The sequence below is a fragment of the Paraburkholderia sp. genome (genome assembly GCF_049581445.1).
Lineage (GTDB): Bacteria > Pseudomonadota > Gammaproteobacteria > Burkholderiales > Burkholderiaceae > Paraburkholderia.
In genome coordinates this window covers 1-11,832 of sequence record NZ_JBAURZ010000002.1, presented here as the reverse complement: position 1 = coordinate 11,832, position 11,832 = coordinate 1, and the positions used below count along the sequence as shown (strand labels likewise).

Below are 11,832 nucleotides of genomic sequence, written 5' to 3'. Positions count from 1 at the left end.
GGCGCGGCTCAATGTGCCCGAGCGCCTGTGGTCCCTCGCGCCTGCGACGTTTTCCGGCGGTGAGCAGCAGCGCGTCAATATCGCGCGTGGGCTGATTGCCGGGCATCCGCTGCTGTTGCTCGATGAGCCCACGGCGTCGCTCGATGCTGAAAACCGCGCCGTGGTGGCCGATCTGATCATCGAAGCGCGCGATCGCGGCGCGGCGATCGTAGGCATCTTCCACGACGAAGACACCCGCGCAAGAGTGGCCACGCGCCGCCTCGAACTGCAACCGCCGCTGCGTCGTCAAGCAGCGCTACACTGACGAATCCACCCAGAGACTGACTACGGAGCATGTCGATGTTGATCAGGAACGCTCGCATCGTGACGCGAGATGAAGTATTTACCGGCGTGGTACGCGTCGAAGACGGCACGATCCGCGAGGTGGAGCGCGGTACGACATCGGCGCGCGAAGCCGAAGACTGGAACGGGGATTACCTGTTGCCGGGTCTGATCGAGCTGCATACGGACAACCTGGAAAAGCACCTTGCGCCTCGTCCGGGGGTGCAATGGAATACGGATGCCGCTTTTGTGATCCACGATGCGCAGGTGGCGGCAGCCGGTATCACAACCGTGTTCGACGCGCTTTCGATCGGCACACGCCTGAATGCCGGCCTGCGGGGCCGCGACTTGCAGACGCAATGCGCGCAGGCGCTGACGCGCTTCTCCGAGCGCCAGTTGCTGCGCGCCGAGCACTTTTTGCATCTGCGCTGTGAAATCGCCACGGCTGATGTGGTCGAGATCTTCGACTCGTTGCGCGACCATCCGTTGTTGCGTCTTGCCTCGGTGATGGATCACACCCCGGGGCAGCGGCAATGGCATGACCGCGAACAATGGCGCCGCTTCCAGGAACGTAACGGCAAGCTGACTGACGAACATGTCACCACAGCGCTCGCCGAACTGGCTGACGAACAGCAGCGCTATGCCGAGGTGCATCGGCGCGAGATTGTCGCCCGTTGCAAGGCGCTCGGACTGCCGGTGGCAAGCCATGACGATACGCTCGTCGAGCATGTCCAACAGGCCGCTGCCGAAGGCATCGTGCTGGCCGAGTTCCCCACGACCCGCATCGCAGCCGAAGCCGCGCGCGAGCATCGCATTTCCACCATCATGGGTGCACCGAATATCGTGCGCGGCGGGTCGCACTCGGGCAACGTGTCGGCGCTGGAACTGGCGAAGGCGGGGTTGCTCGATATCCTCTCGTCTGATTACGTGCCGTCGAGCCTGCTCACTGCCGTATTCGAACTGGTGGCCAAGGCAGACTGGACGTTACCGCGTGCAATGGCCACCGTTTCGGCGGAGCCGGCGCGTACCGCCGGCCTGCATGATCGTGGTTCGATCACGCCGGGTCTGCGCGCCGACTTCGTGCGGGTGACAATGCTCGATGCCCTGCCGGTGCCGCGCTCAACGTATCGGGCGGGCACGCGAATCGTCTGATGGGATGTTGAAGCGGATATTTGCCGGGATACTGTGGACGTAGCCCGGCCTGGCGCCTTAAACCGAAAGCGGCACGCGCTCCGGCTCGTCCGCTTCGAACCAGTCTGGATTGCGCGCCGCAATCGGTCCCAGTGAAACGAGAATTTCACGCAAATGGTGGCGCATCGCTTCTTCGGCTGCGCTTGCATCGTGGGCGCGCAGACCGGCGAGAATCTTCGCGTGCTGGCGGATCAACAGGTCCAGCGGCGAAACATCCGGCAAGCTCAGGTAGCGCACCCGATCCATCTGCGCCTTGATGTCCTGAATCGTTTCCCAAGCCGCGCTGCAATCAATGGCTTGCGCGATCCCGTAGTGAAAGGCCTCGTCCAACGCCAGAAACGCTGCAGTGTCATTCGCTTTGGCGGCCAGTCTCTGATCGCGAAGATTGTCGGTCAGGACCTGCAATTGCGTGTCGGTGATCGCTATAGCGGCTTTGCGCACCACCGCAGTTTCGATCGCCTCCCGAATGAAGCGCCCCTCACGTACCCGGCGCGGCGAAATGCGCTTCACCAGCGTGCCGCGTTGCGGAAGCACCTGTAAGACGCCCGCTTCAACCAGTTTGATAAAGGCCTCTCGCACCGGCTGGCGGGAGACCTGAAACATATCCGAGACCTCCTTCTCCGAAAGCGGCGTGCCCGGTACCAGTTGGCCCACGAAAATCGCCTCGCGTAGCGCGCGAAAAATCTGTTTGCTGATGGGCTCGTGAGAATCGAGAGAGACCGTGGCGGTGAGATCCGGCAGCGCGCCGCGCAGTTCGACCGATGTGCGGATACGGCGGCGCCCGCCAGGCGTCGCGTACGCCGGGTGTGCCGCATGCCCCGGGTCAGCGGCAAGCGGGACCGGCAGCGGCAATGCGATATCGTGAGACTTCTTGATCGGCATCGAAAGAGACAACAGAAGAGGACAGGAAACTTCACTCAGTGCCCGAGGAGAGCGGGCGCGATCCACCTTCGCTCGCGCCGCGGCGTCGCCACAGGCATCGCACCATACTACCATGCGCGTTTCATCTGTACTGCCGGACGCGGCTCGCGAATCCACACCAGCGAACACAACGCGCCGAGCACGGAAATCGCGCCGGCCAGCACGAAGGCGCTGCCGTACGCGCCATGCGTGGCCTGCACGATAAAACCCGTCACCGCCGGCCCGATCACGCCGGCCAGATTCGCCAGCAAATGCACGAAACCGCCCACGCCGCCGACGTGTTCACGCGGCACGGTGTCCTGGATCACCGCCCAATACACCGAGCCGGTTACGTACAGGAAGAAGATCGACACCGACATCAGCGCGACCGCGCTCTCCGTGCTGGCGACACGGCCAGCCAGTGCCACGCACACCGCCGCAGCGCCAAGGCACACCGCGAGCACGATCTTGCGTGACAGCAGCGGCTTGCCGGTCATGCGCAGAAGGCCGTCCGACACAAAGCCGCCCGCTGCCAGTCCAACACTGCCGAGCAGCCACGGAATGACGGTGGCAAAACTCATTTCCCGCAAGCTGAGGTGGTGCGCTTCGATCAGGTAGGTCGGAAACCACGACAGGAAAAAGAACAACACGTAGTTGTAGGCGAAGAATGCGAACGCTGTGGCGAGGATGATCGGCTGTCGCAAGAAATGCCGTAGTCCGAAGCGTTCGCCATCGGCCGTGTGCGAAACGACGTGTTCTTCCGTCTGCCCTGCCGCGATGAGTTCCACTTCCTCACGCGCTATACGCGGGTGGTCTTCTGGATGCTCAGTGGTTGTCGCCACCCACAGCACGAGCCACGCGAGACCCAGCAGCATGATCGCCACGAACGCCCAACGCCAGCCGAACCGCACGGCCATGTAACCGACCACCGGCCCCGCCAGTGCGCCACCCAACGGCGTGCCCGAACTGATCACGCCGATTGCGCTTGCCACTTCCTTACGCGGAAACCAGTTGTTAACCATCTTGCTGTTCGATGAACTGAACGGCCCCTCACCCATGCCGAACAGCACGCGCAGTACGATCAGCGAGCCAATTCCGCTCGCCAGCGCTGTCGCACCGCAGAAGATCGACCACACGCCCATCGCAACGCCGAATACACGCTTCGCGCCGACACGATCCGACAACACGCCACCGACGAAGTTGAACATCGCATAACCGATGAAGAAGCTGCTGAACACGATGCCCATTTGCGCATGCGAGAAATGCAGGTCCTTCTGGATCAGCGGTGCGGCGATAGACAGCGCCGAGCGGTCAAGATAGTTGATAACGCCCGCGAGAAAAAACAATGCAACCACGAACCAGCGTTGACTCTTGATCAATTAGTGTCTCCTGCATGTCGCCTCTTTACGGGCGTTTCGAAACGGCAAGCACGGATGCGGTGGCAACGGCATCCATGAGCGGGTCAATCGAAATTCAGGTGTACTTTCATCGATTGCGCGCGGTCGTGTGCGACTTCGAAGGCCTGGTGGGCATCCGCCATCGCAAAGGCATGCGTCATGATGGGACGCAGATCGACCTTGCCTGACGCAATCTCCTCCGCGGCCACCGCGTATTCGTCGGTGAAGCGGAATGAGCCCTGGTAGCGGATTTCCTTGGCCATCACGAGATTGGCCGCGACCGGCGATTGCCCCGCCGGCAGATTGCCCACATGGATCACCGCGCCGCCCGCGCGCACCGAACGCAACGCCGTGTTCATCGAAATTCAATGGCCATCAACACTTTTGCGGCTATGGAGCAAAACCGTGGCACATCAGCGTCACGTGGGCCACTCCTCTAAAGTCTAAAAAAGGGCATCGCGTGACATCGATAAACGATGCTACCATACAAGTATAACGATGCGTCAAATACGGGTTTCCCCTGCCTTTTGCCCGCTTCGCCCGTGCTACATCTTGTTCGCGTTCCTTGCTTCTATCTGGATCTCACGCTCATGACGCCCTCCGCCCCGCTTCTCTTGACCCGTCACGCATTGCCCGAATTCGGTACGCACGTTTTATCCGCGCAGTGGCGCGAGCCGCGCATCGGTATCGTGCATCTCGGGATCGGCAACTTTCATCGTGCGCATCAGGCGCTGTACACCGAGGAAGCGATGCTTGCAGCCGGAGGCGACTGGGGCATTTGCGGCGTCACGCTGCAAGGCGACGTGAGCAAGCGTGATGCCTTGATGGCTCAACAGGGTTTATATGGTGTCGTCGAGCGCGGTGCCCAAGGCGAAAAGGTAACCATCGCACGCGCCTTGCTTGAAGTGCTGGCCATGCCGCACGACCACGAGATCCTGTTTGCACGACTAACCGATCCGCTGGTGAAGATCGTCTCGCTCACGGTGACGGAGAAGGGATATTGCCGCGATTCTCGTACCGGTGACGTCGATCTTGAAGACACTCTCGTTGCACACGATCTGGCCCATCCAGAAACGCCCCGAAGCGTGCCCGGCATTCTGGTCGCTGCGCTGCGCCGCCGACGCGCCAATCCGTTTACGGTCTTGTCGTGCGACAACCTTGCCCACAACGGCGCCGCGTTACGCCAGGCAGTCTGCTCATTCGCGCGGCAACTCGACCCCGAACTGGGCGACTGGATCGCGAAAGAAGTGGCGTTTCCATCAACCATGGTCGATCGCATCGTCCCCGCCACTACCGATAGCGAGCGCGAGTCCGTGGTCCGCGCACTGGGCTACCGCGACGCCGCGCCAGTTCCATGCGAACCGTTCCGGCAATGGGTGATCGAAGACCACTTTCCCGCTGGACGTCCAGCGTGGGAAACCGCAGGCGCGCAACTCGTCGATGACGTGACCCCATTCGAACTCGCGAAACTGCGCATGCTGAACGGCACGCACTCCACGCTCGCTTATCTGTCTATGCTGGCCGGTTTCGAAACCATTGATGCAGCCATCAGCGACCCAGACATGCATCGTTTGATCTACACGATGATGACAGACGAAATTGCGCCGACCCTGACCGTTCCCGGGTCCTTGGACGTGCTCGCGTATCGTGACGCCTTGCTGGCGCGTTACGCCAACCCCGCGCTGAAACACCGCTGCGCGCAGATCGCCATGGATGGCAGTCAGAAAATTCCTCCACGCCTGCTTGGCACGATCGCTGCGCGTATTGCCCAAGGACAGCCGTTCGCGCGACTCGCGCTCGCCGTCGCCGCATGGATGATGTTTCTGCGCGGCCATGCAGACGACGGTATACGCTTTGAAATCAAGGATCCGCTCGCTTCGAGGTTGCAAGCGCTGGCGGCGTCTGCGCACGGCGAGCCCGATGCTCTGCTTGCGGCGCTGCTGCCAGTGCGCGAGATATTCCCGGCCGAACTTGCAGCGCATCCGGGCCTGCGCAGCGCGCTACACGATGCGTTGCAGACTCTGGCGAAAGGCGCGCGTGGCGCGATCGCGGCTTACGCGGGTTGATCCCACAACGTTTGCTTACTTGCGTGATTTTGGCGTGTTGACTCGCGCACCATGTGCCATTTCGTCATCGAGATGGCCATCGCGAGTTGAAAAACGCGGGTCACCCGCAACCCGGTTCCAATTCGAATCAGGCCGTCCTGCGCGGCCACTACGCTTCTCGTCCCCCGCCGCTTCCGTCCGCCCGATTTCTTCACCGCGTCGGGCAGCCAAATCGGCATAGCGACCGTGCTCACCGCCCGGTTGTTGTTGATTTAGTTAGAAAACTTCGTAAAATCCTGCCTGCTGGTTCGGCCCTGCCATGCTCATATCGCATGCAAACCGCATCATGCCCTGACCGCGCGAAACCCCTCATTTGAGTGTCCTGCCCGCGCAAACTACGGGCGAACTCTGGACGCGGCTTTCAGATACCATCCGGTGTTTTACTGAGTACGTAAACTTTTTGACCTGATAAGCTTTGCCCGCGCTGCTGGCCGCCCGGGTCCGCAGCCGTTAAACTTGCCTGGTCGTGAGTCGCGCCAGGCACTATCTCGCAGCGGCACAACCGCATGCGGGAGTAATACGAACTACACCGAGGAGTTAAACCTTGAAAAAACTGCTAGCGGCTTTGACGATCGCTCTGCTTGCCACTGTCTCGATTGGCGCACATGCGAAAGACTGGACGACCATCCGTTTCGGCGTTGACGCCAGCTATCCCCCGTTCGAATCCAAGGGTTCGGATGGCAAGCTCGTCGGTTTCGATATCGACCTCGGCAACGAAATCTGCAAGCGTCTGAATGCAAAATGCGTCTGGGTCGAAAACGACTTCGACGGCATGATTCCCGCACTGAAGGCGAAGAAGTTCGACGGCGTGCTGTCGTCCATGTCGATGACTCCGCAACGTGCTGAACAGATCGCCTTCTCGGACAAACTGTTCAACACGCCGACGCGCCTCGTCACGAAGAAGGGTTCGGGTCTCCAGCCGACGCCGGAATCGCTGGCGGGCAAGTCGGTCGGCGTCGAACAAGGCACGATCCAGGAAACGTATGCGAAGACCTACTGGGAGCCGAAGGGCGCCAAGGTGATCTCGTACCAGAACCAGGATCAGGTCTACACCGATCTGCTGTCGGGTCGTCTGGACGCATCGCTGCAAGACGCGGTTGAAGCTGAGATCGGCTTCCTGAAGACCCCGCGCGGCGCGGGCTATGAGTTTGCCGGCAAAGACATCGTCGACGAGAAGATCCTCGGCAACGGTGCAGGCATCGGCATGCGCAAGGAAGACACTGACCTGAAGACCAAGGTCAACAAGGCTATTGCCGATATGATCAAGGACGGCACCTACAAGAAGCTCGAAAAGAAGTATTTCGACTTCGACGTGTACGGCAGCTAAAACGCACGAGGCGCGGTTCGCCGCGCTACTGTGGATTGATCCAGACAGGCCCCGCCATGCGCGGGGCCTGTTTCGTTTGGGGCGCTGAGTCACTTAGCCGAATTGCACCTGAGAGGCCACCGTACGCGCGCGCTCCCATCAAGGCCAAATCCGCATCGAAGCACCAGATCGGCTAAGATCGAACGATCCGGTTGTGCCGCAGCTCACACGGCATGACGTGGCAAGCCTGCTTCGATTTCAATTTTTCATTCTGCAATCAACAACATAGCGCGACTTCTCGCGACTTCACGCGCTTCCAGACACCATGCAAATCCAATCCCATCCGCTGATTTCCCCGACACTCGGCACCGCACGCAACCTGACGAGTTTTCATTACGGTCCCGGCGGCGGGCAGAAAATCTACATCCAGTCCTCACTGCATGCCGACGAACTGCCTGGCATGCTGGTGTCGTGGGCGCTGCGCCGCAAGCTCGCCGCTCTCGAAGCAGCCGGCAAGATTAAAGGCGAAGTCGTGGTCGTGCCAGTGGCCAATCCGATTGGCCTGAACCAGCACTTCCTTGGTCACCTGACGGGGCGCTTCGAAACCAATAGCGCGCAGAATTTCAACCGCAATTTCCATGATCTGGCGGCGCTTGTGCAACCGGTGATCGAAGCGCGCCTGACTGATGATATCGACCACAATCGCAAGGCAATCCGCCAGGCGATGCGCGAAGCGCTCGAAGCGCAGAAGCCGGAAACAGAGCTGGATTCGCAACGTCTCGCGCTGCAACTGCTGTCTTACGACGCGGATGTCGTGCTCGACCTGCATTGCGACTGGGAAGCGGCGATGCATCTCTATACCAATCCGGACCTGTGGCCAGATGTCGAGCCGCTCGCCTGCTATCTGGAAGCGAAGGCGTCGTTGCTCGCGCTGAATTCAGTGGGTAATCCGTTCGACGAAATTCACAGCTTCTGCTGGTCGGATCTGCGTGGCCGTTACGGTGAGCGCTTCCCGATTCCGAACGGTTCGATTTCGGTGACCATCGAACTGCGCAGCCAGCGCGACGTCACCTACGAATTCGCCGAGCACGATGCTCAAGGGATCATCGAGTATCTGACGCATCGTGGTGTGATCGATGGCACGCCGGCGCCCATGCCGGCGCTCGAGTTCGCTGCCACGCCGCTGGCAGGCGCCGAGCCGATTGTCGCGCCGATGAGCGGTGTGCTGGTGTATCGCACGGAACCCGGCACCTGGGTTGATGTCGGTCATGAGATCGCGGATATCGTCGACCCGTTGACGGATCGCGTCGTGACGCTCAAGAGTACGGTCGCTGGGGTGATGTACGCGCGGCATTTGACGCGCTTCGCAACGGCCGGGCTGGAGTTCGCGCGCATCGCGGGCGCCAAGGCGTTTCGCTCGGGGTCGTTGCTGTCCAACTAAGCACAGGTGGACAGCGCGGGGGGCGGTGCGAGCCTGGGCTGCACCAGCCGCCGCGTTGCTTGAGTGCCTCAGCGGAATCACTGCGTCTTGGCAGCCACTGCGAGCTTGTCCGCCGCCTGCTGTGCCGTTTCGCTATCGTCGTTCCAGAAATTGCCAATCACATCGTAGAACGCCCCTTCCACTGCCGGCGTGTCGACCATGTCATGCGCCCACGACGGCACCAGCGTGCCCTTCGCCTGTGAACTGGAGAAATCGGCTGCGGACCGGTGTGCGCAGGCGTCGAACTTCGACAGATCCATGCCTTGACGCACCGGAATCGAGCCCTTGTTGAGATTGAAGATCTCCTGGAACTTCGGGCTCAACAACAGGCTCGCGAGATCCTTCTGTCCTTTTTCGACATCCGGGCTCTTTACCTTGAAGAACGCGAAGCTATCGACATTGAACGTATACGCGTTCTGCGAGCCCGGGCCCGGTACGCATAGGTAGTCCTTGCCCGGCACCTTGTTGGCAACACTAAATTCGCCCTTCGCCCAATCACCCATGAATTGCATCGCGGCCTTGCCGGAAATCACCATACCCGTGGCCATATTCCAGTCGCGGCCTGTCTGGCCCTTGTCGGTATAGGCCTTGATCTTCTTGAAGGTTTCCAGTGCCTTGACCATGGTCGGCCCTTTGAGGGTCGCCTGATCCAGTTGCACAAAAGCCTTCTTGTAGAAAGCCGCACCGCCCACGCCGAGCGCCACGGTCTCGAAGGTTTCGGCTTGCTGCCAGGATTGGCCGCCGATCGCCACCGGTGTGATGCCCGCTTTCTGCAGCGCATCCGCGGTCTTGAAGAACTCGTCCCACGTTGCCGGCGGCTGGGCGTTGACCTTCTTCAGCGCGTCGGCGTTGATCCACAGCCAGTTGACACGGTGCACGTTGACCGGCGCCGCGACATATTGGCCCTTGTACTTCATGATGCTGGAGATCTGCGGCGGAATCAGCTTGTCCCAGCCTTCGCTTTTGGCCACGTCGTCGATCGAGACCAGCACGCCCTCATCGCCCCACTCCTGAATGGCCGGACCCTTGATCTGGGCCGCGGCCGGAGGGTTACCCGCGATGACGCGGGTCTTGAGCGCAGTCATTGCGTTACCGCCGCCCCCGCCCGCAACGGCGAAATCCTTCCACGTGTCGCCCTTCTCCTCAAGCATCTGCTTGAGCACCTGCGCGGATTTCGCCTCACCACCGGAGGTCCAGTAGTGCAGCACCTCGACCTCCGCTGAATGCGCGACGCCCGCGGCGAACAAAGCCGCGACGCCGATCGCACAGGCGGTGATTTTTGCAGTCTGGCTGGCGTGCAACGCCAGGGCGCTTCGTTGGGTTTGCATCCGGCAGTCTCCTGAGATCGTCCTGACTATTTTCATTCGGGATCATGCGGATGGTAGCGCTACCATCGCACTCACCCTATCCGGGCGAACCCTGCCTCATCGAAGGCATTGCTGGACTTCCTTTCGGACGTTCGCAAGGCGATACTCGCACGATGAACAGAAAACCGACCGGCGCGACGAAGCGGCTCAAACGGCTGCCTACTCCGCCTGATACCAACTCGACCGCACGCACGGAGTCGGGTGCGCGCTCGCGACGAGCAAATGCAACAGGCACGGATGAGGTGGCGAAAACGACCCCGCGTCTTGGGGCACATCGCGCACTTGGCTCGCTCGACACCACTGGCAACCACGACGCACACGTTGACAAGCCAGCGCGAAGACGTCCGAGTGGACGCGCGACGATTGCCGATGTCGCACGCCATGCGCAGGTCAGTCCAATGACAGTCTCGCGTGCGCTGAAGAATCCTGCGCAAGTGCTGCCGGAAGCGCGCTCACGGGTCGAGGCGGCGGTCGCCGCGCTCGGCTACGTCCCGAGCCATGCGGCGCGTACGCTTGCTTCATCGCGTTCGCGCGTGGTGGGCGTGCTGGTGCCGTCGCTGTCAAATGCGGTCTTTGTCGACACACTTGCTGGGATTCAGGATTGCCTCGGGCCAGCGGGCTATCAGTTTTTGATTGGCAATACGAATTATTCTGCCGAGAAGCAAACGGAACTCGTCTCCACCTACCTCACGCATGCCCCGGATGGGTTTCTTGTCACGGGCATCGATGGCTCCGGGGCCATCCGTCAGCGGCTTGCTGCGGCGCGTGTGCCGGTCGTACATATGTATGACCTGAGTCGTGCCGCAGATGAATGGTCAGTCGGCTTCTCACAGCAGAGCGCGGGTTTTACGCTCACCCGATATCTGCTCGATCGCGGCTACCGGAGGCCGGGTTTTATTGCCGCGCAACTGGATCCACGCACCATGCAGCGACGCGCCGGATTTCGCCGGGCGTTGCGTGAGGCAGGGCTGGACCCCGATGTCGAAATCTTGACGAACGAACCATCGAGCGTCGGTCTTGGTTCGGCACTGCTCGCGCGGATGCTCGAGCACGCCCCCGCATGTGATGCGATCTTTTGCTGCAACGACGATCTGGCGCTCGGCGCGTTATTCGAATGTCAGCGTAGGGGACTTGCCGTGCCTGGCCAAATCGCGATTGCCGGGTTCAACGATTTGCCTCCTTCCGCATGGTCCACGCCATCGCTCACCACGATCACGACGCCGCGATATCAGATCGGATTCGAAGCTGCCCGACTGTTGCTGCAGATTCTGAATGGGCATCCACCTAAGCAAAACCATATTGACCTGAGATTTACGCTGACGCCACGGGAAAGCGCTTAGAGACTGGATGGGTTTGTTTGGAGAGGAACTGGCGAGGGTGGCGCTACGAAGATGTGAGACTTGTGCGAGGCGAGTTGTTGGGCGCGCGAAGTTGGTCCGGTTGTTGGTCTGTTACGACTCTTGGCACGGAATGTCCAATGCAGAAGCCCGCTTTCGCGGGCTTCTGCATTGCAACGGCGTGACTGCTGCTCGTTGTGCTCCTGTCTGGCTGGAACACCTTTGCGTGCGCTGAAGCACGAGAATGTTCCAGCTTGGCGAGCGCGTTGCTGTGTTAATGGCCGCCGTGACCACCGCCCATGCCACCACCGCAACCGCCGCTGCTAGAGCTGCCTGAGCCCTGGCCGCCACTGCCTGGACCGCTTCCGTGGCCACTGCCGTTGCCACTTCCGGGTCCGCTGCCATGACCGCCTCCCGGGCCGCTGCCA

At 61.0% G+C, this 11,832-nt stretch carries 9 protein-coding genes and 1 pseudogene; 6 read left to right on the top strand and 4 right to left on the bottom strand.

What is annotated here, in order from left to right; all coding sequences use genetic code 11:
• Both WCA85_RS00070 and WCA85_RS00065 read left to right on the top strand, forming a co-directional pair.
• Nucleotides 1-304, top strand: a 304-nt coding sequence (locus WCA85_RS00070) for an ATP-binding cassette domain-containing protein (RefSeq protein ID WP_424060895.1), incomplete at its 5' end; no start/stop codon positions are given.
• A 35-nt stretch (nucleotides 305-339) separates the two neighbouring features.
• Entirely contained in the window at nucleotides 340-1,473 is a 1,134-nt protein-coding gene (locus tag WCA85_RS00065; protein WP_424060894.1) for an alpha-D-ribose 1-methylphosphonate 5-triphosphate diphosphatase, read from the top strand.
• 57 nt (nucleotides 1,474-1,530) lie between these two features.
• Here WCA85_RS00065 and WCA85_RS00060 read toward each other — a convergent pair whose 3' ends face one another.
• The 3 genes and pseudogenes from WCA85_RS00060 to WCA85_RS00050 all read right to left on the bottom strand — a co-directional run.
• The gene (locus WCA85_RS00060; protein WP_424060893.1) at nucleotides 1,531-2,394 is read right to left on the bottom strand and encodes a GntR family transcriptional regulator; all 864 of its coding nucleotides are present in this window, start codon (nucleotides 2,392-2,394) and stop codon (nucleotides 1,531-1,533) included.
• A 107-nt stretch (nucleotides 2,395-2,501) separates the two neighbouring features.
• Nucleotides 2,502-3,791, bottom strand: coding sequence for an MFS transporter (locus WCA85_RS00055; protein ID WP_424060892.1), 1,290 nt, complete (start codon nucleotides 3,789-3,791; stop codon nucleotides 2,502-2,504).
• A gap of 83 nt (nucleotides 3,792-3,874) precedes the next feature.
• Nucleotides 3,875-4,168 (bottom strand): annotated as a pseudogene (locus WCA85_RS00050) (L-idonate 5-dehydrogenase); the annotation flags it as partial.
• Between the two features lie 231 nt (nucleotides 4,169-4,399).
• Between WCA85_RS00050 and WCA85_RS00045 the strand changes: the two are divergent.
• From WCA85_RS00045 to WCA85_RS00035, 3 genes are all read left to right on the top strand, one after another.
• Nucleotides 4,400-5,875 carry a mannitol dehydrogenase family protein gene (locus tag WCA85_RS00045; protein ID WP_424060891.1) on the top strand — a complete coding sequence of 492 codons (1,476 nt, stop codon included), beginning with the start codon at nucleotides 4,400-4,402 and terminating at the stop codon, nucleotides 5,873-5,875.
• A 583-nt stretch (nucleotides 5,876-6,458) separates the two neighbouring features.
• Entirely contained in the window at nucleotides 6,459-7,241 is a 783-nt protein-coding gene (locus WCA85_RS00040; RefSeq protein WP_424060890.1) for an ABC transporter substrate-binding protein, read from the top strand.
• A gap of 304 nt (nucleotides 7,242-7,545) precedes the next feature.
• On the top strand, nucleotides 7,546-8,661 hold the full coding sequence (locus WCA85_RS00035; protein ID WP_424060889.1) for a succinylglutamate desuccinylase/aspartoacylase family protein: 1,116 nt from the start codon (nucleotides 7,546-7,548) through the stop codon (nucleotides 8,659-8,661).
• Nucleotides 8,662-8,738: 77 nt separating this feature from the next.
• Here the strand turns inward: WCA85_RS00035 and WCA85_RS00030 are convergent, their stop codons facing one another.
• Nucleotides 8,739-10,028 (bottom strand): ABC transporter substrate-binding protein, encoded by a 1,290-nt coding sequence (locus WCA85_RS00030; RefSeq protein ID WP_424060887.1) that lies wholly within the window; start codon nucleotides 10,026-10,028, stop codon nucleotides 8,739-8,741.
• Nucleotides 10,029-10,180: 152 nt separating this feature from the next.
• Here WCA85_RS00030 and WCA85_RS00025 point away from each other — a divergent pair, with 152 nt between their 5' ends.
• Complete coding sequence (locus tag WCA85_RS00025) at nucleotides 10,181-11,407, top strand: LacI family DNA-binding transcriptional regulator (protein ID WP_424060886.1); 1,227 nt, start codon at nucleotides 10,181-10,183, stop codon at nucleotides 11,405-11,407.
• Nucleotides 11,408-11,832 lie beyond the last annotated feature (425 nt).